Annotated in this window: 21 protein-coding genes; 11 read left to right on the top strand and 10 right to left on the bottom strand. The window is 61.5% G+C overall.

Annotated features, from left to right (window positions below; all coding sequences use genetic code 11):
* Nucleotides 1-11: 11 nt before the first annotated feature.
* Nucleotides 12-1,322 carry an ABC transporter substrate-binding protein gene (locus tag CP49_RS16055; RefSeq protein WP_057851179.1) on the top strand — a complete coding sequence of 437 codons (1,311 nt, stop codon included), beginning with the start codon at nucleotides 12-14 and terminating at the stop codon, nucleotides 1,320-1,322.
* A 153-nt stretch (nucleotides 1,323-1,475) separates the two neighbouring features.
* Here CP49_RS16055 and CP49_RS16050 read toward each other — a convergent pair whose 3' ends face one another.
* The 6 genes from CP49_RS16050 to xoxF5 all read right to left on the bottom strand — a co-directional run bounded on the left by CP49_RS16050 (nucleotide 1,476) and on the right by xoxF5 (nucleotide 8,484).
* Nucleotides 1,476-2,645, bottom strand: a complete 1,170-nt coding sequence (locus CP49_RS16050; RefSeq protein ID WP_057851178.1) for a Gfo/Idh/MocA family protein — start codon at nucleotides 2,643-2,645, stop codon at nucleotides 1,476-1,478.
* A 34-nt stretch (nucleotides 2,646-2,679) separates the two neighbouring features.
* On the bottom strand, nucleotides 2,680-3,870 hold the full coding sequence (locus CP49_RS16045) for a fumarylacetoacetate hydrolase family protein (RefSeq protein WP_057851177.1): 1,191 nt from the start codon (nucleotides 3,868-3,870) through the stop codon (nucleotides 2,680-2,682).
* Nucleotides 3,871-4,318: 448 nt separating this feature from the next.
* A complete protein-coding gene (gene gfa, locus CP49_RS16040; protein ID WP_057851176.1) occupies nucleotides 4,319-4,888 on the bottom strand; it encodes an S-(hydroxymethyl)glutathione synthase in 570 nt (189 codons plus the stop codon).
* A 33-nt stretch (nucleotides 4,889-4,921) separates the two neighbouring features.
* The gene (locus CP49_RS16035) at nucleotides 4,922-6,028 is read right to left on the bottom strand and encodes an S-(hydroxymethyl)glutathione dehydrogenase/class III alcohol dehydrogenase (protein ID WP_057851175.1); all 1,107 of its coding nucleotides are present in this window, start codon (nucleotides 6,026-6,028) and stop codon (nucleotides 4,922-4,924) included.
* A gap of 72 nt (nucleotides 6,029-6,100) precedes the next feature.
* The gene (locus CP49_RS16030) at nucleotides 6,101-6,562 is read right to left on the bottom strand and encodes a c-type cytochrome, methanol metabolism-related (RefSeq protein ID WP_245310709.1); all 462 of its coding nucleotides are present in this window, start codon (nucleotides 6,560-6,562) and stop codon (nucleotides 6,101-6,103) included.
* A 116-nt stretch (nucleotides 6,563-6,678) separates the two neighbouring features.
* Entirely contained in the window at nucleotides 6,679-8,484 is a 1,806-nt protein-coding gene (gene xoxF5 / locus CP49_RS16025) for a lanthanide-dependent methanol dehydrogenase XoxF5 (RefSeq protein WP_057851174.1), read from the bottom strand.
* Nucleotides 8,485-8,900: 416 nt separating this feature from the next.
* Here xoxF5 and CP49_RS16020 point away from each other — a divergent pair, with 416 nt between their 5' ends.
* Nucleotides 8,901-9,869: a helix-turn-helix domain-containing protein gene (locus tag CP49_RS16020; protein WP_057851173.1), complete on the top strand. Its 969-nt coding sequence runs from the start codon at nucleotides 8,901-8,903 to the stop codon at nucleotides 9,867-9,869.
* Nucleotides 9,870-9,947: 78 nt separating this feature from the next.
* Here the strand turns inward: CP49_RS16020 and CP49_RS16015 are convergent, their stop codons facing one another.
* On the bottom strand, nucleotides 9,948-12,428 hold the full coding sequence (locus tag CP49_RS16015; protein ID WP_057851172.1) for a TonB-dependent receptor: 2,481 nt from the start codon (nucleotides 12,426-12,428) through the stop codon (nucleotides 9,948-9,950).
* A gap of 129 nt (nucleotides 12,429-12,557) precedes the next feature.
* Nucleotides 12,558-13,907 (bottom strand): histidine kinase, encoded by a 1,350-nt coding sequence (locus CP49_RS16010; protein ID WP_057851171.1) that lies wholly within the window; start codon nucleotides 13,905-13,907, stop codon nucleotides 12,558-12,560.
* Between the two features lie 187 nt (nucleotides 13,908-14,094).
* Here CP49_RS16010 and CP49_RS16005 point away from each other — a divergent pair, with 187 nt between their 5' ends.
* From CP49_RS16005 to CP49_RS15975, 7 genes are all read left to right on the top strand, one after another.
* Entirely contained in the window at nucleotides 14,095-14,715 is a 621-nt protein-coding gene (locus tag CP49_RS16005) for a response regulator transcription factor (protein WP_057851170.1), read from the top strand.
* A 34-nt stretch (nucleotides 14,716-14,749) separates the two neighbouring features.
* Nucleotides 14,750-15,595, top strand: coding sequence for an S-formylglutathione hydrolase (gene fghA / locus CP49_RS16000; protein WP_057851169.1), 846 nt, complete (start codon nucleotides 14,750-14,752; stop codon nucleotides 15,593-15,595).
* A gap of 115 nt (nucleotides 15,596-15,710) precedes the next feature.
* Nucleotides 15,711-16,892, top strand: coding sequence for an ABC transporter substrate-binding protein (locus CP49_RS15995; protein ID WP_057851168.1), 1,182 nt, complete (start codon nucleotides 15,711-15,713; stop codon nucleotides 16,890-16,892).
* On the top strand, nucleotides 16,877-17,881 hold the full coding sequence (locus tag CP49_RS15990; RefSeq protein ID WP_082646042.1) for a YVTN family beta-propeller repeat protein: 1,005 nt from the start codon (nucleotides 16,877-16,879) through the stop codon (nucleotides 17,879-17,881). Before CP49_RS15995 ends, CP49_RS15990 begins: the two co-directional genes overlap by 16 nt.
* Nucleotides 17,882-17,949: 68 nt before the next feature.
* Entirely contained in the window at nucleotides 17,950-18,699 is a 750-nt protein-coding gene (locus CP49_RS15985; RefSeq protein WP_156438469.1) for an ABC transporter ATP-binding protein, read from the top strand.
* The gene (locus tag CP49_RS15980; RefSeq protein ID WP_082646048.1) at nucleotides 18,699-19,547 is read left to right on the top strand and encodes an ABC transporter permease; all 849 of its coding nucleotides are present in this window, start codon (nucleotides 18,699-18,701) and stop codon (nucleotides 19,545-19,547) included. Before CP49_RS15985 ends, CP49_RS15980 begins: the two co-directional genes overlap by 1 nt.
* Nucleotides 19,544-20,155 (top strand): hypothetical protein, encoded by a 612-nt coding sequence (locus CP49_RS15975; RefSeq protein WP_057851164.1) that lies wholly within the window; start codon nucleotides 19,544-19,546, stop codon nucleotides 20,153-20,155. The genes CP49_RS15980 and CP49_RS15975 overlap by 4 nt, the downstream gene beginning before the upstream one ends.
* A gap of 125 nt (nucleotides 20,156-20,280) precedes the next feature.
* Here CP49_RS15975 and CP49_RS15970 read toward each other — a convergent pair whose 3' ends face one another.
* Nucleotides 20,281-20,856, bottom strand: coding sequence for a PQQ-dependent catabolism-associated CXXCW motif protein (locus tag CP49_RS15970; RefSeq protein WP_057851163.1), 576 nt, complete (start codon nucleotides 20,854-20,856; stop codon nucleotides 20,281-20,283).
* Nucleotides 20,853-21,737: a substrate-binding domain-containing protein gene (locus tag CP49_RS15965; RefSeq protein ID WP_057851210.1), complete on the bottom strand. Its 885-nt coding sequence runs from the start codon at nucleotides 21,735-21,737 to the stop codon at nucleotides 20,853-20,855. Before CP49_RS15965 ends, CP49_RS15970 begins: the two co-directional genes overlap by 4 nt.
* Before the next feature lie 236 nt (nucleotides 21,738-21,973).
* Between CP49_RS15965 and CP49_RS15960 the strand changes: the two genes are divergently transcribed.
* Together CP49_RS15960 and CP49_RS15955 are read left to right on the top strand one after the other, a co-directional pair.
* Entirely contained in the window at nucleotides 21,974-22,900 is a 927-nt protein-coding gene (locus CP49_RS15960) for a quinoprotein relay system zinc metallohydrolase 2 (protein ID WP_057851162.1), read from the top strand.
* 68 nt (nucleotides 22,901-22,968) lie between these two features.
* Complete coding sequence (locus CP49_RS15955; RefSeq protein ID WP_057851161.1) at nucleotides 22,969-23,784, top strand: quinoprotein dehydrogenase-associated SoxYZ-like carrier; 816 nt, start codon at nucleotides 22,969-22,971, stop codon at nucleotides 23,782-23,784.
* Nucleotides 23,785-23,804: the final 20 nt, after the last annotated feature.

The following is a 23,804-nucleotide window of genomic DNA, read 5'->3' as shown; positions in this document are numbered from 1 at the left end:
GGGAGGACACGATGCCAACTTCGCGCAGAATGCTGCTGAAGAACACGGCTGCTGCCGCCGCCGCAATCAGCCTCGATTGGACACGCGCGATGGCGCAAGCCGAGACGGTGCGCATCGGCCTGATCTACGACTTGACCGGTCCCTTTGCCGCCGGCGGGTCGGTCGCCTCCTCGATCGGCGCGCAGATTGCCATCGATCTCGTCAACGAGAAGGGCGGCATCGGCGGCAAGTACAAGGTTTCGCCTGTCGCCGCCGATTCCCAGAGCAAGCCCGACGTTGCCATCAATGAGTCCAATCGTCTGATCGACCAGGAGAAGATCGACATCATCAACGGCGTCTATGCGAGCTCGCACGCGGTCCCGCTCGCCGCCAAGGTCGAGCAGCAAAAAAAGATCCTCTGGATCACCACCGCGGTTTCGACCGCAGTGTTCAAGGACAAGAACCTGCAATACGTCTTCCGCGCGCAAATCCATTCCGACCAGTATGGCCAGGCTTTTGCGAGCTTCATCAGCGAGCATGCGAAAAACAAGCTCGGCATGGAGCCCAAGGACGTCAAGGTCGCGTTGATTCACGAAGACGGCCCCTATGGCGTCGGCGTCGCCGTCGCCGACGAGGCATACGCCAAGCAGGCCGGCCTCCAGGTCGTGCTCAAGGAAGGTTATTCCGCCTCCGCCCCCGACCTTTCGGTGCTGGTGACCAAGATCAAGCGCGCCAGGGCCGACGTGATCTCGCATGCAGGATACAACCCCGATATCACCCTGTTCCTGCGCCAGGCGCGCGAGAACGGCCTCAAGTTCAAGATGCTGTTCGGCGCCGGCGCGGGCTACAGCCAGCTCGACAAGTTGCGCGCGACATTCGGCGCGGATATCGACAATTTCTGCAATATCGATCCGGTGCCGGCACAGTTGCTCGATCCTTCGAAACTCGCGCCCGGGATCGGCGATCTCACCAAAATCATGATCGCGCGCTACAAGGAGAAAACCGGCGCGACCGACGTTCCGCCGCACTGCTCGATGGGATTCAACCAGACCTGGATCCTGCTCAACCATGTGCTGCCCGTGGCAAAAGACAAATACGGCGGCTTCGATCCCGAGGCGGTTCGCAAGGCGGCGCTCGACGTGGATATCCCGCCGGGCGGCACCATCCAGGGCTATGGCGTAAAATTCTACCCGCCCGGCACGCCGCTCTCCGGCCAGAACGAGCGCTCGACCCCGGTCGTGATGCAAAATGCCGGCGAACATATCTCGGTGGTCTGGCCGACCAATATCCGGACACGGGACCCGGTATTTCCGCTGCCGAAATCGTCGGTATATGCGGCGTAGGCTGGGCTTCATTCTTCGAGACGCGGCTAACGCCGCTCCTCAGGATGAGGTCTCGCATCGGACGAGGTGATAGATCCTCATGGTGAGGAGCTGCGAAGCGGCGTCTCGAACCATGAGGCCCGGATGCGTCGAAATCGATCATTCACCCACACTTCACAGCGTGACGCGGCGGCCTTCTTCGGCGGCCCAATAGCCGGCGTAATTGACTTTGATGGTCTCAAAAGCCAGCCCCAGATCCGAGAGCGGCGGCCGGCCGGTCGCAACGCACTCCATGAAGTCCTGGATTTCCTGCACGTAGCCGCGCGTCCATTCTTCCTCGAGACAGATATACTGCCAGCCGGTCTTCCGATCGACCTTTTCAGTGATGTAGACGCTCGCGAGCTTCTCCTCGTTGGTCTGATAGCTCATCATGTGCGTGTTCGGCGTGATGTTGACGAATAGCGAGCCGCTGCTGGTATAGGTTTCGATCAGGTTGCGCACGCCGCCGAGGATCATGTCGCCGGAAAAAACCGTGGCCTTGGTGCCGTCGGAAAAGGTCGCCGTGAGCACGCCCCAATCCTCGACATCGACGGGATTGGCCTTGAGCACGGTCCGTTCATCGGTGCGCAGGCACGCCGTGACGTTGCCGACGTCACACGTCACGCTCGCGACGCCGATCGCCTCGCCGCGCGCCTTCGCCTCGACCTGCTTGAGATAGAGGACCGCCGAAAGCGGATGGCATCCCATCCGGATCAGCGAGCCGCCGCCGGTCATCGCCCATTGCGCGGCGTGCGCAGCATGCGAGCCAGAGTGGCTCTCCTCCCCCTTCATGAACAGGATCTTGTCTTTGGTGGCCTTGAGGATCTCCACGGTCTTGGTCACCGCCGGCGCGTAGATCCAGTCCTCCGCATACATGAAGAGCCTGCCGGTCTTGTCGATCGCCGCGCGGGTCGCGGCCATTTCTTCCAGCACACGCTCATACATCAGTGCTTTGGGTACATGTTTGCCGATCGGCAGCTTGTCGCCCTCGCGCCCGAAATAGCCTGCGAATGGCTTTTCACAGATCACATGCTTACCGGCCTGCATCGCGTCGACGATCATCGACGTGTGCAAATTGGGCGGCATGCAGATGTCGATAACATCGATATCTGCGTCGGCGATCAAGTCGCGAAAGCTGCGATACGCCGTCGGGATCTGGTGGCGACGGGCAAACTCGACGACATGATCGCCTCTCGCCGCAACGGCCCTGACTTCGATATCCACGCCGTAAACGCGCCGGTAGGCATGCATGTGCAGCTCGGACACGAAGCCGCAGCCGGCCAGACCGATCCTGATTTTCGCCATTGCGAAGGTGCCTCCCTGCTGGCGCGGCTCGAGGCTAGTTGCTGCTTCGGCCGACACCCTTGCGACGCATCAACGCGGTGAAGAGCTCGGTCAGGCCGAATTGCCAGGGTTCGCAGTCGCCGCTGTGGCGCATGCGGTTGGTCAGCCGGCCGAGTTTCGGCGTGGCGACCGTCACCAGATCGCCTTCCACGTGAGTAAACCCCTGCCCCTTCGCGGCACGGTCCTGGATCGGCGCGAACATCGTGCCCAGGAAGAGCACGAAACCATCGGGATATTGATGGTTCTCGTTGATCGTCTGCCCGACGATGTCGGCGGGGTCGCGGCTGATCTGGGTCAGGGAAGATGCGCCGTGCAGGACAAAACCCTCCGGTCCCTTCACCTCCAGCGAGATCTCCATCTTCCTGATGTCGTCGAGCGTGAACTTCGCGTCGAAGAACCGTACGAACGGGCCAATGGCGCAGGACGCGTTGTTGTCCTTGGCCTTGGACAAGAGCAGCGCCGAGCGTCCCTCGAAGTCACGCAAATTGACGTCATTGCCAAGCGTGGCGCCGACGATGCGGCCGTCGTGTGCTACCACCAGCACCACCTCCGGCTCCGGATTATTCCAGGTCGATTTCGGATGCAGGCCCGCATCCACGCATGTGCCGACCGCCGACAGGATGGGCGCCTTGGTAAACACCTCGGCGTCCGGCCCGATGCCGACTTCGAGATACTGGCTCCAGGCATTCTGGGAAACCAGCACGTCCTTTACGTGCTGCGCTTCCGCCGACCCCGGCTTCAACCGCGACAGGTCGGTGCCGACGATCCGCGTCACCTCGGCCCGGATCGCCTCCGCCGAATCCGGATTGCCCCGCGCCCGCTCCTCGATCACCCGCTCCAGCATCGACACCGCGAAGGTAACGCCGGCAGCCTTGATCACCTGCAGGTCGATCGGGGCAAGCAGCCATGGCCGGGTTGGATCGCGGGTGTCAGGTGGCGTGTTGTTCAAGAGATCCTGCAGCGTGCCTACCCGCGCGCCGGGCGCGGCGCGCAGCGCCTGGGCCGGATCGGCGACGGCGGCAAGCTGGCTGCTGGTGGGGAAATCGTCGGTGATGTCGAACACGCCGTCCTGGCGGATCGCGACCACCGACGGGCCGGCAAGATCGGGACGCCAGATCCGCCCCATCAGCGCGGCGTCGGCGAAATCGTCGGGCAGAATGAATGCAGCGTCCGTGACGATCGGCATTGTGGGAATCCTCGCAGGGTACCGTCTGTGTGGTCAGGGGCAGCATCGTCCATAGAAGGGAACCGCTCTTGGGGTCAACACCTTCGGAGATGTTCGCCTTCAGCATTGCGGCTGCCACGGCAAAGCTCATCGCGGCGCAGCATGCAAAATCAGACGATCGGTCAAGTGCAGCCGATTGAGCACGCGCCGCAACTTGCCATGGACGGCATGGCGATTGAGCAAGGAATTCTCGGGAGTGATGTCTAAGAATTGTACGCAGGACGTCGCGCCAGAGAGCCGTCTGCCGGGGATGGCTGCACGACCTTGTTGGCCGGACAGGCTTTCACCCGCCGGCATCAACGAACGAGTTGCACGCCCATACGCGGCGCCCGGCTCCGCTGATGGCGGTGGCCATCAGCGCGAGCTCGGAATCGAGGATCAGGCCGGCGCCAGCCTCAAGCTGCCTGGTTCAGGCCGCCCTAGCCTTGGCCTTTGCCACATGGCTCGAGATCGCATCCATCAATGGCGGCGACAGGCAATCATAGGGTTCGAGGCCGAGCTCCTTTAGCCGTGCCCTAATTCCATCCATCTCGCCCGGCTGGACGCCGGACTCCAGCACGGAGGACACGAACGCGGCAAACCCCGGAGCCGCCCATCCACCTTCCTGGAACAACTCGGGATGGATGAAGTCGAGGCCGTAGAATGGATGCCCGGTGTTCTCGATCCGGCCGTACATATGCGTACCGCAGGCCTTGCAGGCATAGCGCTGGATGGTCGCCGACGTGTCGACGATCTGCAGCTTGTCGCCGTTCTCGAGTACTTTCACATTGTCGCGCGGGACGACCGCGACGACGGAGAAGGTCGCGCCTTCCGGCTTCCAGCATTTGGTGCAGCCGCAGGCGTGATTGTGGGCCACATCGCCCTTGATGGCGACCTTCACCGGCCTGTCCGCGCATTTGCAGACCAAGGTCCCGCCGGCGAAATTGCCCGTCCCCTTCTTTACGCCGCTGTCAATCGATGGGTGGATATGAACAGTCATGGGCCTATCCTCCTTGTGTTTGAAGTTATCCAATCAGAACACGACAACCGAGCGGATCGACTTGCCCTGGTGCATGAGATCGAATCCATGGTTGATCTCATCCAGCTTGAGGACGTGTGTGATCATCGGATCGATTTCGATCTTTCCGTTCATGTACCAGTCGACGATTTTCGGCACGTCCGTGCGGCCGCGCGCGCCGCCAAACGCCGTTCCCTTCCAGACGCGGCCGGTCACGAGCTGGAACGGCCGGGTGGCGATTTCCTTGCCGGACTCCGCGACCCCGATAACGACCGAGACGCCCCAGCCGCGGTGGCAGGCTTCGAGAGCCTGCCGCATGACGTTGGTGTTTCCGGTGCAGTCGAAGGTGTAGTCGGCACCGCCATCGGTGAGCCCGACCAGATGCTGGACGATGTCGCTCACCTTCGTCGGGTTGACGAAATGGGTCATGCCGAAGCGGCGGCCCCAGTCTTCCTTGGAATCGTTGATGTCAACGCCGACAATCTTGTCGGCGCCCACCATCTTCGCGCCCTGGATGACGTTGAGCCCGATGCCGCCGAGCCCGAAGACGACGACGTTGGCGCCCGGTGTCACCTTGGCGGTATTGACCACGGCGCCAACGCCCGTCGTCACCCCACAACCGATGTAGCAACTCTTGTCGAAGGGCGCGTCTTCGCGGATCTTTGCCACCGCGATCTCCGGCAGCACGGTAAAATTCGAAAACGTCGAGCAGCCCATATAATGGTAAATCGGCTTGCCCTGATAGCTGAAGCGCGAGGTACCATCCGGCATCACCCCCTTGCCCTGGGTGGCACGAATGGCGGTGCAAAGATTGGTCTTGCCGCTCAGGCAGCTTTTGCACTGGCGGCATTCAGGCGTGTAGAGCGGAATCACATGATCGCCGGCCTTGACCGACGTCACGCCCGGCCCAACCTCCCGGACGATGCCTGCGCCTTCATGACCGAGAATCGAAGGAAAGATTCCTTCGCTGTCGAATCCATCAAGCGTGTAAGCGTCGGTGTGACAGATTCCGGTCGCCTTTATCTCGACGAGGACTTCACCGGCCTTCGGGCCTTCCAGATCGACCTCAACGATTTCAAGAGGCTTTTTGGCCTCGAATGCGACAGCAGCGCGGGTCTTCATCTTAAACTCCACATTTTCTTTCAAGTCGCTGCACGGACCTGCCGGAACGCGCGCCTCGCATGTTCGGCATGATCATTTGGCTCCCATGCAGGACTTTTCTGTCTCGGTATACGCTTCGGGTTTGTCTTCCTTCTTCGCAGGTCGGACGCGCCCGACGGCGTCATGGGCGCGGGCACGCAGATACACATAAAGATCGTCCATGTAGCAGGCGACATTCGGATTGTCGCCGAGGGCTGGCATGACGGAGTTACCGCTCTGGCGGCCGCTCGCGACGACTGAGACGAAGTCGCCATAGCTCATCGTCTTCAGCGAATCCTGCAACGCTGGCGCATAGGTCGATCCCATCCCGTCAGGGCCATGGCAGACGTGGCATTCGGAATGATAGCGACGGTATCCGGAGTAGGTGTACCAATCGACCGTGCCATCTGCCCCGACTTTGTAGGTCGGGTTTCCTTCCTTGTCGAAATACTTACCGTCCTCGGTCTTGACCGCGGCAGCATCATCCGCAGCGAAAGCAATCGTTCCCGGCGCCACCAGCGTGAGAGTGGCCGCAATCAACCAGATTTTACGCAAGAGCTCATCCTCGATATCAGATGCAGGCCACAACCGGCGCGTGGAGCGAGCCACGCGCCGGACGAGGTGGTCCTGCTTTACTGCGGCAGCGCGAACACGGTGAGCGTGCCGCCAAGTGCGGTATAGTTGCTCAACGCGGCGTAGCCACCGACGGCACCGAGGCCCGCAGTCGGATCGGTCAGACCTGCGGCAAGGCCGATACCCGCCCAGCCACCGACGCCGGACAGCACTGCAACATACTGCCTACCGCCCTGCTCATAGGTGTTGACGTTACCGATGATACCGGACGGGGTCTTGAACTTGTAGAGCTCCTTGCCCGTCTTGGCATCGACCGCCTTGAGGTAACCTTCGAGCGTTCCGTAGAACACCACGCCGCCGGCCGTCGCGAGCGCACCTGACCACACCGAGAACGGCTCCTTGTTCGACCAGACGATCTTGCCGGTCTTGTTGTCCCAGGCGATAAAGTTGCCCATATGGGTTTCGCCTTGAGGCGGATACATCGAGAGCGTCGCGCCGACATAGGGCTGGCCCGCGGTGTAGCTCACCTTGAACGGCTCATAGTCCATGCAGACGTGGTTGGTAGGCACGTAGAACAGTTGCGTATCCGGCGAATAGGCTGCCGGCTGCTGGTCCTTGGTGCCGAGCGCGGCCGGGCAGATGCCCTTGGTGTTCTTGTCTTCACCGCCCTTTTCGGTCGAATACTGATCGACAACCTTGGGACGCCCGTAGGTCGGCGAACTCTTGTTCATGTCGACGCCGGTGGTCCAGTTCACCTTCGGATCGTACTTCTCGGCGACCAAGAGCTCGCCGGTTGCACGGTCCATCGTGTAAGCCAAACCGTTGCGGTCGAAATGGGTCAACAGCTTGCGCTCCTGGCCGTTGACGTTCTGGTCGCTCAGGATCATTTCGTTGACGCCGTCGTAGTCCCACTCATCATGGGGCGTCATCTGGTAGACCCAGTTGGCCATGCCGGTATCCGGATTGCGCGCGAAGACGGTCATCGACCACTTGTTGTCGCCCGGACGCTGTTTCGGGTTCCAGGTTGAGGGGTTGCCCGACCCGTAATAGACCATGTTCAGGCTCGGATCATAGGACAACCAGCCCCATGTGCAGCCGCCGCCGATCTTCCACTGATCGCCTTGCCAGGTCTTGATGCTCGAATCCTTGCCGACCGGCTTGCCGAGTTCGGTCGTCTTCACAGGGTCGACCATGATCTGATCGTCTGGCCCTTCGGAGAAGGCGCGCCATACCTGCTTGCCGCTCTTGAGATCGTAAGCCGTGACGTGACACTGCACACCGAACTCGCCGCCGGAAATGCCGATCAGAACCTTGTCCTTGACGACGAGCGGCGAGGAGGTGCCCGTGGCGCCCTTGCCCGGGTCTCCGTTCTTGACGCTCCACTGCACCTGCCCGGTCTTGGCATCGAGCGCGACCAGGGTGGTGTCGGCCTGATGCAGGAAGATCTTGCCGTCGCCATAGGCCACGCCGCGATTGACCGTATCGCAGCACATCACCGGAATGACGTTCGGATCCTGCTTCGGCTCGTACTTCCAGACGATCTTGTTATCCTGCGAAAGGTCAAGAGCATAGACCTTGTTCGGGAACGGCGTATGGACGTACATCATGTTGCCGATGACGAGCGGTCCGCCTTCATGGCCGCGCAGCACGCCGGTGGAGAACGTCCAGGCGACCTGAAGCTTGCCGACGTTGGATGCGTTGATCTGGTTAAGCTTCGAGTAGCGCGTATTGGCGTAGTCGCCGGCCGGCTGCACCCAGTCCTTTGGGTTCTGCGACATCTTGATCAGTTCTTCGTTGGCGTATGCGACGCCGACAACGAATGTCGCCATAGCGCCAAGACAGGCTGCGGATAGCACCTTGCGCATAGTGGTTTCCTCCAAGATACGAGTTTTGGGTTTCCGCCGAAACGGCCCATTCTTCCATTATTGGTCCTTATTCCTATCCCGTTCGGAAATAGGAAACTTGCCCAAGAGCGAAGCGCGTTTGCTCAATAGCGAAACTTAATTGATTTTTTTAGTTTCGGATCGGCGCGACGTTCTGGCTCTTCCGGGATGCTGCGAAGCATCATTCCGTGGGCGTGTTCCCACGACCTTCCAGGCACCGCTCTCGGTCGAGGTTTCCCTTGACGCCGCCGAAACTAAGTTGGAGGATTGTCAAAGGGATATTGGGAAGAATCTGCGCAACTTCCCTGACGACTGCCTAAATTGGGGCCAAATGTCACGACCATCTGACCGACGCCGAGGCGGAGGTCGCGGCCTGTTCTCAAATCGGTGGCTGGGCAATGTCTGATACAGTTCGTTCACTCAGCACCTCTGGATTGGCGCCGAAGAAGCAGCTCCAAACTTGGTCAGATGCACTGACAGATCTTTGCGGCCAGTTTGACGTCGATCCGCTGGAAGGTTCGTCGCTCGAGGGCCGGATAAATTACACAACCGTTTCGCAGCTAAAACTGTGTCAGATCGAGGCAAGCCAGCATCGCATCGCGCATACGGTCTCAGGCACAAAACTGAGCGAACACCCCTACGTCAAGATACTGTTCCAGACCTACGGCATCTCTCATTTCGAACAGGCTGGCCGTCGCATCGACATCATGCCCGGCGACTGTCTCGCCTATGACGTCTCCTGCCCGCACACGATCGTCAGCCCCTCGTTGACCCGGCACGAGGTCGTGATCGTCCCAAAGGCACTGCTTCACGAACGCGGCTTCCGCACGTCGAAGATGCTGCCGTGCAAGCTCTCCGCGCGTAACGGCACCGGCCGCATCGCCTACGACTTCGTGCACACCGCGTTTGACGAAGCGAACAGACTGTCGCCTTACAACGCCATCGGCGTTGCCGATTCGCTGATCGATCTGCTGCTGTTGCCGCTGCGCGAGGCAGACACGATGTTCGATCGCGTCGGGCCCGAGGCGATGTATATTCGGGCGCAAGCCTTCATCCGCGAACATTTGCGCGACCCCGAACTTTGCATCGACCAGATCTCCGCGGCATTGGGCTGCACCAAGCGCTACCTGCACATGCTGTTCAGCGACAAGGGCATGACCGTCAGCGACTACATCTGGCGGGCGCGACTGCTGCACTGCCGCCAGGAGCTGGAGACCCAGCACGGAAAGACGATCACGGATGTCGCATTTTCGTGGGGCTTCTCGAGCTCGTCGCACTTCAGCCGTGTATTCCGGAAGCATTTTGGCTTCGTTCCCTCCGCCATCCACAAGGCGCATTGTGCCGATCCGGCGCCGGATGTTTCCTGACGAGAACATCCCGGTGGCGCGGCAAGCTGAACACTCTGCCGCGCATCATCGCTGAGCCGCGTTTACGTCTCTCGTTCTCTAGAAAGTTGCCTTCAGGCCCGCGTAAAAGGCGCGCGGCCGCGCCGGGCTGACCGAGCGGGCGTCGGTAAAGTCCGCACCACCATTGGCGAAGTTGGGGATGTCATCTCTTTCGAAGAACGTCCCGTAAACCGCATAGCGGTGGTCCAAGATGTTGTCGATGCGGCCATAGAGCTGGAACGTCTTGTTGATCTGATACGAGGCGTGCAGGTTGAAAACCGAATACCCTGGCAGCCGCGCTGCCTGATTGGATTCATCGCCGACAAAATACTGGCTGCCGACGAACAATGCATCGCCACCGACCTTGAAGGCGTCTGTGACCGAATAGTCGATGCCAACCTTGACCCGGTTGCGGGGTATCGCCGGAATGCGATTGCCCGGCAGAACCTGAATATTCCCGTCGGCATCGGCGAACGGGCTGTTGGAGGTGAGCGTCAGGGGGTCGAGGAAGCGCGCATCCACGAGGGCATAGCTGGCATAAAGTTGCAGCGTCTTCGACGTCAGATTGACCTGAGCCTCGATACCCTGGCGGCGCGTCCGGCCTACGTTCTGGAAATAGCCAAATCCCTGCAACTCCGGGCTCGGGATCGCCAGGATGTCATCGGCATTGGTCGCGCGGAACGCGCCGACTTTCCATCCGAGCGTTCCGATATTCAGCTCCTTGGTGCCGCGGAAGCCCGCCTCGACGGTGCGGGAAACGACCTGTTGCAGCGGCGGGTCGGCGATCAGGAATGCCGCGGCGATACAGGGGCGCGCAGGGTCGGAGCATGAGAGTTCCAGCGGGGTCGGTGCGCGATTGGCTTCGGAATAGCCGGCATAGGCGGTCAGTTCAGGTGTAATCTTATAGGTGCCGCCGATCATCGGATTGAAGCGGCTGAATGTGTGATTGCCGTTGAGATCAGTGCCAATCAGATCCTGAAGGACGATGTTTGCATAGTTGAAGCGGCCGCCGCCCGAAATCGAGAACGCGTCGGTCACGTCGAACGTGTCGAGCGCATAGATGCCGGTGTAGCGGTTGGTGGCGCGAAGCGAGACTGGGCCGATAGATACGGGCTCGCCTGACCGGCCGAGGAATATGCCGCTGCCGCTGACGACGTAATTTGGACCGATCGTGCCCAGTTCCGCGCTGGCGCCGAAGCGCGTGACGCCCGAGTCGAAACTGGCGCCAACCATGAACTGGTTGTTGTGTCCGAACAACTGGTCGGTATTGGTTGCCTGCAAGGTCGCCCCGGTCGTCGTCGAACGGGTCGTTGTCCGGTCGATCTGGCCCAGCACCGCAGTGTCGGGGAAGGGATTTGCAAGCTGGACTCCGTTGAGCCCGTTCGCCGGTGCTCCCGGCGTGGTGTCGTCTTCGTTGAAGCAAAGCAGCGTTGAATCGGCGTCACACGGCCCCGTCTCGGTCGGGTTTCCGTCCACCGTCTTCTGCCGGAACGCCCGGACGCGCGCCGAGCCTTCGATGGTCCAGGTCGGCGTCGCCTCGACCTTTCCGGTCAGGTTGGCGTAAGCAACGCGGTTGTCCGTGGTCTGCGGCGTTGTATAGGTCGCGCCCCAATACCTCTGCAGGAGTTCGACCGGCACCGCCGCCGCCGCGCCGAAATTGTTTTTGGCAAGGCCCACGTTGAGGTGAAATTCACTGCTATCGGTCCGGTAACCGACATCACCGTAAAAGCGGCGAATCGCCGACTCCGAGAAATTGCGATAGCCGTTGTCACGCACGCCTTCGAGCGCGCCATAGACGGAAAAATTGTCAATCTGCTTGCCATGCTGCGCCGAACTCTGGATGCGTCCGAACGAGCCGCCCATCGTGTTGATTTCGGTACCCTTATAGTTGAAGCCGTCCTTCATCTGCACGTTGACGGCGCCGCCGAGTGCATTGAGACCGAATGCAGGATTGTTGGTTACGACGGTGACCGATCTGATTGCGGCTGTCGGGATCAAGTCCCAATTGACAGTGTCGCCGAACGCTTCGTTGATGCGCATCCCGTTCTGGTAAACCGCCAGTCCCTGAGGCGTACCGGAGACCGGAGATGCAACGAAACCTCGAAATTGTACGTCGGGCATAAACGGATTTCCGGTCGTATCGCTGAGGACGATACCCGGCACCTGTTGCTGCAGTGCGTCCGCGATGTTCGGCGAGCCGGTGCGCGCGATCTGCCCGGCACCGACGGCGTTGACCGCTGCCGGCACCTTGTCGACATCCATTCCCGAGCCGACCGTCGGAGTGGGCGCGGTCGGATAGACAAAAACCCTGCGCACATTTCGGGTGGCTCGAGGTGCCGCGCCGCCGCGGGGTGGTCTGGCTGCCGGTCGTGCCGATGCCGTCGGGGGAGCAACCACCTCGATGGCGGGCAACACCTCGCTATCGCCCGGCGCGGTCTGGGCCTCGGCACGGTCGATCCCAGGAACCAGGCACAGTGAGATCGTCCCAACCACCAGTACGCGTACGCCCATAAGCCCCCACCCCACTACATGCCGGCTCATTCGCGACTGCCGGTTCGACGCGGGCGATACTAGTGAGAAGACAACGACACACGCTAGCCGCAAAAGGTCGGGTTTCCTAAATGTCCTCCTTCCCGAAGAGATCGGGAAAAATTCCCGCTTCGCCCTCCATCAATGGCGCGATCCGTGGGGAACGACCGCCTCCACCGTGACGCCCCCGTTGCCGGAGACGACATTCAGCGTACCGCCCAGCGCCAATATTCGCTCGCGCATGCCGATCAGGCCGAATCCGAACTTGTGATCCGGTGCCAAACCGCGACCGTTGTCGCTGACCCGCACCAGGGCGCAGCCGCGGCTTCCATTCATTCCTGCAGCCTGTTCGACCGTGACGCTGACGGCGGTCGCGTCGGCGTGGCGGAAGGCGTTCGTCAGGGCTTCCTGCACGATGCGGTAAACCGTCAAGTCCGTCACTTCTCCGGTCTCGTCCGGCGCACTCGCGATGTTGGCGTCGATGGTTACATCGGGACGGGACTCGCGCCACAAACGCAAGAGCACGCCGAGCGCCTCGCGCAATCCAAGTTCCGCCAGTCCGACGGGCCGCAGCTTCTCCAGTATCCTGCGGTTGAACTGCTGGAGCGCATTGATCTGCTCCATGATGGCGGTGCCATGCTTGCGCAATGGATCTGCCGCGGGCGCACCGTCTTCCGAAAGCCGCATCAGCGCGCCGACGTGAGCGCGCAGCGTAAAGAGATACGGCCCAAACTCGTCATGCAATTCGCGCGCAATCTCCTTGCGCTCCAGATCCTGCAGCGAGACCGTGCGCTCGGCGAGCCGGCGCTTATCCTCGACCGCCTCGCCGAGCGTGCCCGCGAGGTGGTTCAGCTTGGCACAGATCGCCGCCAGTTCAGGCGCGCCGCCGGGCTCGACGCGTGAACTATATTGCCCGGCCTCGATGTTCGCCATGGTCTGCGAAAGCGCCTGCAGCGGCGCCAGTGCGCGGCCAACCACCGTCATCGTCACCAGAAAGAGCGCGATGGCGAGCGCGGAACTGACCGCAAGCTGGGTGATGATTCCGTCCCAGATCTCGGCCATTTCATCGTTCGGATGCGAGGTGATCACCAGCGACTGCGGCTTTCCATGGATGGTGATCGGTACGCTCACAGCGGTCGTTTCCGGATGAACGAGCGCGATGAACCACGCCGGCGGCGACCGTTCATGGTCACCGTTGCCGGAGCGTTCACTCACCGAGGCATCGCCCTGTCGCGTGATACTGACGTGCCGGAGCCGGCTGAGGTCGCGAACGATCTGGTCAAGCCGCGCATCCGGGTCGGGCGCCTCGTTCAGGCTGGGAATGATCGTCTCCACGAATTCGCGTGCCAGCCGAATGACGCTCTGATCTTCGGCTCGAACGCGGGGCGCCGCCTCTGCCACCAGCCGCGCGATATTGATCGCCAAGGCGAGCGTCAGACCAAGCGCCAGCAGCAAATTGATCCGGGCACGCAACGATAATTTCTGCCACATGAGGTTTGCCCCAATCGCGTCGCAATCCGTTCCTCCATCGAGAGGACCGTTGACAGTAGAAAAACCGACGATCAGATTGAAGCGTACAGCAATCTCGCGGGCGATGCATGGCCGGCCTCGCGCCGACACTGCTACAGCCTGACGCGATGCAGCAACGGAATCGAAGCGGCTATCGGGGATCGATGCAATGCGTGTTCTGATCGTCGACGATCATCCCATCGTTGCTTCGGGCTGCCGCACCGTATTTGCCGACGAACCGGAGGTCGTGCTGCTGGAGGCCGCCGATGCGGAGAGCGGCGAACGCGTGTTCGTCGCTGAGCGCCCCGACATCTGCGTAATCGACATCAACCTGCCGACCGTGTCGGGGTTCGAGCTGGCGCGGCGCATTCTCGCGCGCGCCGCTTCCGCTCGGATCATCATGTTCAGCATGAACGACGATCCGGTCTTCGCCGCGCGCGCCATCGAAATCGGCGCCAAGGGCTATGTCGCCAAGACGGGCGATCCGCAGGATCTGGTCGAGGCCATTCGTGAAGTCGGCAAGGGCGGGGTCTACCTGCCCTCCGCGATCGCGCGCAGCATCGCGTTCGCCGGCCCCATATTCGCCCGCAGCCCGCTTGCCAAACTCACCTCGCGGGAAATGGAGATCTTGCGCCTGCTCAGCGCCGGCAAGAGTCTTTCCGAAATCGCGTGGCTGGTTCATTCCTCGTACAAAACAGTCGCCAATACGTCGTCGATCATGCGCCAAAAGCTCGGCGTACGAACTTCGGCCGAGCTGGTGCGGCTGGCAATCGAAAGCGGCGTGGCGTGAGAGAGCTGCCGCGCGGCGCAGGAGTCCAGAGATCATGACCATGCAGACCGTTTCACTCAACACGTCATACGGCGGAACGCAGGGCGTCTATCGACACGCCAGCCGCGAAACCCGGACCGACATGACTTTCTCGGTCTATGTCCCTCCGCATGCCGATGGCTCCAGGCTGCCGGTGGTCTGGTATCTCTCCGGCCTGACCTGTACCCACGCCAACGTGACGGAAAAGGGCGAATTCCGCAGCGCCTGCGCCGCACTTGGATTGATCTTCGTTGCGCCCGACACCAGCCCGCGCGGCGAAGGCGTGCCCGGCGATCCTGCCAATGCCTATGATTTCGGGCTTGGCGCCGGCTTCTATGTCGATGCGACGCGGGAGCCGTTCGCCCGCAATTACCGCATGTGGAGCTATGTCACGGAAGAGCTGCCGAAGCTGGTCGCCGAAAATTTTCCCGTCGACCCCAATCGACAATCCATTCTTGGTCATTCCATGGGCGGTCACGGCGCGCTGACGGTCGCGCTGCGCCATCCCGACCGCTATCGTGCGGCCAGCGCGTTTTCGCCGATCGTCGCGCCCTCGCAGGTGCCATGGGGCATCAAGGCGCTCGGCGGCTATCTCGGCGACAACAAGCAAGCATGGCGCAAGCACGATGCGGTTGCGCTGATCGAGGACGGCGCCAGATTGTCCGATCTGCTGGTCGACTACGGCGATGCCGATCAGTTTCTGACGGAACAGCTCCGCCCGGAACTGCTGCAAGGCGCGTGCGAGAAGGCCAAGATCCCCCTCACCCTGCGCCGGCAGCCCGGCTACGACCACAGTTACTATTTCATCTCCACATTCATGGCCGATCATCTGCGCTGGCACGCCGAGCGCCTGAAGGGCTGAAGCGGCGTGATGCCGCCCCAACGGAGAATTGGGTTGCAAGCCAAGCCAATTTGGTCATGGTTCAAGCCAAAGGTCCTCGTGCGGCGAAGTCGAGAAGACCTGTCAGGGAGGAGCCATGATCCGATGGTTGGTTGCTGCGATCGGCTTGAGCATCGCGGCTACCCCCGTGCTCGCGGCGGACCCCATCGAGATCGGCGTCGGCTATCTCGGCCGCGCCGGCGTCAAGCCGAAATTGTCGCTGGTCGAACTGCCGGCCGAGAACGACGGCCTTGCCGGCGCGCGCCTTGCCATCGAGGACAACAACACCACGGGAAAATTCCTCAATCAGCATTTCACGCTGGAGGAAGTCCGGCTCAAGGACAATGAGGACGTCGCGAAGGCAGCAGCAGCGCTTGCCGAACGCACCGGCTTCATCATTGCCGACCTTCCGGCGGGCGATTTATTGAAGGCGGCCGACGCGCTTCGCGATCGCGGAACGCTGCTATTAAATGCCGGCGCGATCGACGACCGGTTGCGCGAGCAGGATTGCCGCAGCAACGTGATCCATGTCGCGCCGACGCGCTCGATGCTGGCCGATGCCCTCGCCCAATATCTGGTGTGGAAGCAATGGAAGCGCTGGCTGTTCGTTGTCGGTTCGCATGATCAGGACAGATTGTACGCCGACGCATTGCGCCGCGCAGCGACGCGCTTTGGCGCCAAGATCGTTCAGGAACGCACTTTCGAGGATACCGGCGGCGCCCGCCGTACCGACAGCGGGGTCACCTTGATCCAGCGACAAATGCCGGTATTCACCCAGCAGGCGCCCGCCTACGACGTCCTCGTCGCTGCTGACGAAAGCGAGGTATTCGCGTCCTACCTGCCCTACCGCACCTGGGACCCGCGGCCGGTCGCAGGCTCAGCCGGGCTGGTTCCAACCAGTTGGCACGCCGCGCAGGATCAATGGGGCGCGATCCAGATCCAGAACCGGTTTGCAAAATTGAATTCGCGACACATGACCGCACTGGACATGCAGGCATGGACGGCAGCGCGTATGATCGGCGAAGCAGCGTCGCGCACCAAGTCTGGCGATTCAAAGGCGGTATCGGATTTCCTTAAGGGACCCGACTTTTCCATTGCAGCGTTCAAGGGCCGGCGGCTGACGCTGCGGGACTGGAATTGGCAGCTTCGTCAGCCGATCCTGCTGGTCGATGGACGTATGGTGGTCTCGGTTTCGCCGCAGGAGGGATTCCTGCACCAGGTGTCGGAGCTTGACACGCTTGGCGCCGATCGGCCGGAAACCAAATGCAAGCTGCGTTGAACGAGGAGAAATTGCGTATGTGGCAGTGGTGCCTGATTTTCGGAATGACTGCCTGGCTTGCGCTGGCGACCCCCGCCTCGGCCTTCATCGCCTATGTCTCCAACGAGAAAAGCAATACCGTATCTGTGATCGATACGAACAGTTGGACCGTCACCAAGACGATCAAGGTCGGCCAGCGGCCGCGCGGCATCGAGTTCACCAGGGATGGCAAGTTTGTGTTCGTGGCTGTCGGCGACGACGACAGCATTCAGGTCATCGACGTTGCCAAGCAAGAGGTCGTCGACACCCTGCCCTCCGGCCCGGATCCCGAACTGTTCGCCCTCGATGCCGACGGCAAGATGCTCTACGTCGCCAACGAAAACGACAACACGGTGACCATCATCGATGTCGAGAAGCGTACGCGTCTCGGCGAAATTCAGGTCGGCGTTGAGCCGGAGGGCATGGCGATCAGCCCGGATGGCGCAATCCTGATCAATACGTCCGAGACGACCAACATGGCGCATTTCATCGATACCAAGACGCACCAAATCGTCGCCAACGTGCTGGTCGATGCGCGCCCGCGCTTCGCCGAGTTCAAGCGTGACAATTCCGAAGTGTGGGTATCCTCGGAGATCGGCGGCACCGTTTCGGTGATCGATCCGGTCAAGCGGGAGGTGACGAAGAAGATTGCATTCGACATTCCCGGCTTGCGGAGCGAGGCCATCCAGCCGGTCGGCATCGGCATGACCAAAGACGGCAAGACCGCTTTCGTCGCGCTCGGCCCTGCCAATCGCGTCGCGGTCGTCGATGCCACCAGCCACAAGGTCACCAAATATCTGCTGGTGGGGCAACGGGTGTGGCATATGGCATTCACCCCGGACGAGAAATATCTGATGGTCACCAATGGCGTTTCGAACGACGTCTCGGTGATCGACGTCGCCGCGCAAAAGGTCATCAAGACGGTCCAGGTCGGCGAACTGCCCTGGGGTGTCACGATTGCACAACCATGACGGCCACTGACGCATTTTCCGCCGGTCAGAACACGCAGGACATCCCTTCCCGGCCCGCAGCCGCGGAGATGCCTGCATTGTCGATCGACGGCGTCAGCCATTCCTATGGCGCCCGGCATGCGCTGATCGACATCGGCTTCACCGTCGCACCGGCAAGTTTCACGGCGTTGCTTGGCCTGAACGGCGCCGGCAAGAGCACCCTGTTCTCGCTGATCACGCGGCTGTTCGGAATCCAGCGCGGACATATCGGAATTTTCGGCCATGACGTCGCGCATGCGCCCGGCGAAGCATTACGGTTGCTCGGCGTGGTGTTTCAGCCTCGCACGCTCGATCTCGATCTTTCGGTGACGCAGAACCTGCTTTATCACGCCGCCTTGCATGGCATCGCCAGGCGCGATGCCCGCGTACGCAGCCGCGAGGTGCTGGCACGCATCGGCCTCGACGACCGCGCCGGCAGCAAGGTGCGCGACCTCTCCGGCGGCCAGATGCGACGATTGGAAATCGCGCGGGCGCTGCTGCATCGCCCGCGCCTGCTCCTGCTCGACGAGGCAACCGTCGGCCTCGACGTCAAGGCGCGCGCCGACATCCTCAACCACGTCCGCCAACTCGTTACCGAACAGGGAATCAGCGTGTTGTGGGCGACGCATCTGTTCGACGAGATCGGCTCGAATGATGACCTCGTCATCCTGCATCAGGGCCGGGTACTGGCCCAAGGCAAGGTGGCGCAGGTTATCGCCGACGCCGGCGGCAGCGACATCAACACGGCGTTCATGCGGCTGACCGGCTCCACCGCACAGGGCGGGAGCCCATCATCGTGATATCCGCGACAACCATAAGGCCAATCAGGAGCGGCTTCTCGCTCACCCAGTATCTCACCTGCCTGAACGGCATTGTGTGGCGCGAGGCGCTTCGCTTCCTGCATCAGCGTGAACGCTTCGTCTCGGCGCTGGTGCGGCCGTTGGTGTGGCTGTTCATCTTCGCCGCCGGCTTCCGTCAGGTGCTCGGCCTTTCCATCATCCCACCGTACGAGACCTACATTCTGTATGAGGTCTACATCGCGCCCGGCCTGATGGCGATGATCCAGCTCTTCAATGGCATGCAGTCCTCGCTTTCCATGGTCTATGACCGCGAGATGGGCAATATGCGGACTTTGCTGGTGAGCCCGCTGCCGCGATGGTTTCTCTTGTCCTGCAAGCTTCTGGCGGGAACCGCGGTCTCGCTACTTCAGGTGTATGCCTTCCTGTTGATCGCCTGGTTCTGGGATATCGCACCGCCGCCGGCCGGCTATCTGACGGTGCTGCCGGCGCTGGTCCTGTCGGGCCTGATGCTCGGCGCGTTGGGCATGCTGATCTCTTCCGGCATCAAGCAGCTTGAGAATTTTGCGGGCGTGATGAACTTTGTCATCTTTCCGATGTTCTTCGCTTCCTCAGCGCTCTATCCGCTGTGGCGTATCCTGGAGAGCAGCCCGATGCTTTACTATGTCTGCCTGTTCAATCCATTCACGCACGCCGTGGAGCTGATACGTTTCGCGCTGTACGGACAAATGAACTGGATCGCGCTCGCGGTGGTGGGAGGCTGTACGATCGCCTTCATGGTCGGCGCAATCTTGGCATACGATCCATCGCGCGGCCTGATCCGCCGCGGACCGGCTGGAGGCGAGGCATGAAATATCGGATCGCGATCGCAGCATGGCTTGCCATTACAGCGACGGCCACGCCCGGCCATGCCGCCGATCCCCGCTATCCGGACTGGCCGTGCACCCAGGCCAAGGTGCCCGAGATTTCCCTTGCCGCCGTGTGGGCAGGCCCGCCGCTCGACGACGTCTCCGGCAAGTGGAAGGACGATGCCAAAGTCAGCGCGCTGGTCGCGAAGCTGGCGGCAAGGCGGACCCCGCTCGAGGAAGCACAAAAGGCGATTACGGAGTATCTGAGCGGTGCCGCCGACAAGACCGCAAGCGGAAAACTGCTATTTGCCGGACTGTTCGAATCCCTCAATGCCCAGCGCTCCCAGGTTATGAACGGGCTGGAGCGCGTCACCCGCAAGCAGCGCGAGGCGGCGGACAAGATCCGCGCCGACACGCTTGCCTTGCAGGCGCTGCAGAGTGAAACGCCGCCCGACCAGGCGAAGATCGACGACCTCGGCAATCAGCTTGTTTGGCAGACGCGCATCTTCGAAGACCGGCGGAATGTCATCAAATTCGTCTGCGAGGTGCCGACGGCGATCGACCAGCGTCTGTTTACTCTCGGACGAACGATTCAGCAGGAGATCGAATAGTCGTGCGTGATGCCGCTTCTCCGAATCGTCATCACGCCCTGGCTTATCGTTTGAGAGTGATCTCCGGGCAAACGCTTTGCGTTTGTCCCGAGCGAAAACCGGTATCCGCTTTTCCGGATCATGCTCTAACGCCGCGACGAAGTCTCCTCACCTGTCCGCGGCTCCGGTTGCGACTCGGCGAGGTCCAGGCCGGCGCGCTCCCAGCCATCGGTTCCTTCGGGGTACCACGCCACATTGGAATAGCCGTATGTCAGGATTCGCTTCGCCGCGTTCCAGGACATCCAGCAATCGGCCTGACAATAAACCACCACCAGCGCGTTACTGTTGCCCGCCGTCGCGCGAACGAGCCCGCGCCGCAGGTAGTCTTCCGTCGCCGCCGCCAGCTTGCCGTAACCGGTGTCCGGCAGCCACATGCTGCCGGGAATGTTGAGCCGCGGCTGGTCGCGCCAGACCGTGCCGTGAGGAAGATTCTGCGGCTTCGGCGCGCGAGGCATTACGTCGATGAATAAGCCCGCCTTGGCTCGCCAGATCGACGCAGCCTCCGCGGTCGTCACAACACGCACGCCCGCAAGGGTCGCAGGAACCGGCGCACGGTAATCTTCCATGCGGTACCCGTCGGGCTCAGGAGGCCTTTCCTGCGCTGATGCCGGGACAATGAATGTGAATGCCGCAAGGACCAGGCCTGCGAGCGTTTCCTTCATGGCGCTTTCGTTGCGGTCTCTGCGCCGATCGGCCGGTCGTTGTCGTCCAGCAAGGGAACGCCGTAGTCCAGCAATATCTTGTTGATGGCGGGCTGGTTCTCCTGAATCAGGCGGTTGAGCTGCCGCTTCCAGTTCTGGTCGGCCGCCCGCACCCCCAAGCCGATACGAAACGCCAGTCGCGGGCCTGCCTTTTCCTTGACCAGAGGCGTGATGTGAAGCGGCGGGTTCGCCTTCTTCGCATAGAAGCCCGCCATCGGTCCCCAGAGAATGCCGGCGTCGATCTTGCCGGACATCAGGTCGGCGATCATGGCCTCCGCTGATGAGTCCAAACGGGTATCGACCATCAATTGATATGGTTTGGCGTTCGCCATCAGGCCGTTGACCGCCATGTTCGTGGCAGGCGGTGTGCCGGCCACAATGCCGATATTCTTGCTCTTCAGGCGCTCGTCTTCCAGCGTCGTCACTTCCTCGAGGCCGCTGCCTTTCTTAGCGACCAGCGCGTAGGCGGTGCGGTAATAGGGATTGGTGCCTTGAACCAGATCGTCGCCCTGCGGGAAGCCCATGATGACGTCGCAACGATGGGCGCCAAGCGTCATCCGGACGAAGCCTGTCGCCTGCGGGAAGTACATGTAGTCCAGCTTCTTCTGCAGCTTCTCGGCGAACAGTTCGGCGAGCTTGTTCTCGAATCCCTCGCCCTTGTCGTTGGAGAACGGCAAATTGTGCGGGTCGGCGCAGACGCGCAGCACCTTGGGATCGACGAGCTCGATCGACAAATCGCCGCCTTCTTTGATCTGCGCGCGAGCGACATCGCGCCCGACGAGTACGGCGAGTATCGCCAATGTTGCAATCGCCAGCCAGCGCTTGTGTCTGGCATATATCATCGAAAGCTGCTGCACTTCCGGCCCGCCATGGTTGCCAAATTCGGAGAGATATCGGCAACCTCGACGAACGGAGTTCCGTTGAAGCCGCAGACAGGCAAAATGCTATGCTTGTCAATTGGAGCGTGCAACAGGAATAATCCCCGGAGCGAACTCGCCGCCTGTGCTGCGACGCAAACGTAGGCACGATGAAACATGGGATTGCCGATAGCGCTTCGTGGTGAGACGGAGGCCAAAGTATGGCTCATCCCGCATTGATCCTTGCCGCGCTGGCGATGCTCGCTACGGCAACGGCCGCGTTCGCGCAGCAACGGGAGTTGCCCGTCAACTCCGTCGCCGATGGCATATTCGTGCACATCGGCCAAACCGCGCAGATGACGCGTGAGAACGACGGTGCGATTGCGAATGTCAGTTTCATCGTTGGCGAGGACGCGGTCGCGGTGATCGATACGGGTGGCAGCCTTCGCGGGGGACGACAACTGATGGCAGCTATTCGTGCCCGGACCGACAAGCCGATCCGGTACGTCATCAATACGCACGGCCATCCCGATCACGTTTTCGGCAACGGCGCTTTCGTGCAGGATGGCACGACCTTCGTCGGCCACGCGAACCTGCCACGCGCGCTGGCCGCGCGCGGGCAATTCTATCTCGATGCATTTCGTCGTACCATGGGCGACCAGTTGATCGACGAGATTCGCATCGTGCCGCCAACGCTGCTCGTCGGTGGCACGCTCAATCTGGATCTCGGGCGACGACCCCTCGTCTTGCGGGCATGGCCTGCCGCGCATAGCGATTGCGATCTCACGGTACTCGATGAAAAAACCGGGACCCTGTTCTCGGGCGATCTGGTGTTTCTGGCCCATACGCCTGTGCTGGACGGCAGCCTCCGCGGCTGGCTGGCCGCAATCGGTGAACTCAGCGCGCTGCCCGCGCAGCGCGTGGTTCCCGGTCACGGTGCTGTGAGCGGATGGCCGGCCGCCCTCGCCGACCAGCGCCGCTATCTCGAAACGCTGGCCTCAGACGTACGCGGGCTCATCGCCCGTGGCGCACCGATAGCGACGGCGGCCGGCACGGCAGCGAGCTCCGAGCGATCCCGATGGGAATTGTTCGACGACTTCAACGCCCGCAACGCAACCGCAGCATTTTCGGAAATTGAATGGGAATGACGCGGGCATTGCCCTATATTGCGTTCGTTCATTGCGTTCGTTGCCTCCATCCGTTGCGAAGGTGGTGCATGCCCGGATATCTTTTTCGCCTGCTCGGTGTCGCTGGCTTGCTGCTGTTTGGCGCGCCGCTGACGCTTGCCGCAACGCCAGACCCCTGGCCCGGCCTGGTTCAGGACATCTTCAACAATCGTCCGATGAACGATGGCAGCGACGTGATCGCCATCGAAATGCCGTCCCGCGCCGAGGATGCTGCAGTTGTGCCGGTGACCTTGCGAACGAAGCTTTCGCCCGGCGACAGCCGCAAGGTGCTGAACATTACGCTCGTCATCGACCAGAATCCTGCGCCGATGGCCGCAAAATTCCAGCTCGGGCCGGACGCCAAAGTGTCTGAGATCTCCACCCGCGTCCGCGTCAACAATTACACCGATGTTCATGCGGTGGCCGAACTCAGCGACGGCAAGCTTTACATGACCAAGACTTATGTGAAGGCGTCCGGCGGCTGCTCGGCGCCCGCCGCCAAAAATGCCGACGAAGCCAAGAGCAGATTAGGCCAGATGCGCTACCGGCAGTTCGGAAAGGCCGGTGAAGGCCCCGCTAACGGCGCGCGCGAGGCCCAGATCATGATCGGGCATCCCAACAATTCCGGCCTGCAGATGGACCAGGTAACGCACCTGTATGTCCCCGCATTCTTCGTCAATGAACTGCGGCTATGGCAGGACGACAGCCTGGTGTTGACGATGGAAGGCGGCATTTCGATTTCGGAAGATCCCAATATCAGGTTCACCTACGTGTCGAATGGCGCGAAAAATTTCCGTGCCGAGGCCAAGGATACCGAGGGACACGTCTTCCAGCGCGAATGGAAGATCGACGATTCCGGGATTTGATCCGAACCGCGTGCAGCGCC

The sequence above is a fragment of the Bradyrhizobium valentinum genome (assembly GCF_001440405.1).
Taxonomy (GTDB): Bacteria; Pseudomonadota; Alphaproteobacteria; order Rhizobiales; family Xanthobacteraceae; genus Bradyrhizobium; species Bradyrhizobium valentinum.
This window is presented reverse-complemented; position numbering and strand designations above follow the sequence as displayed.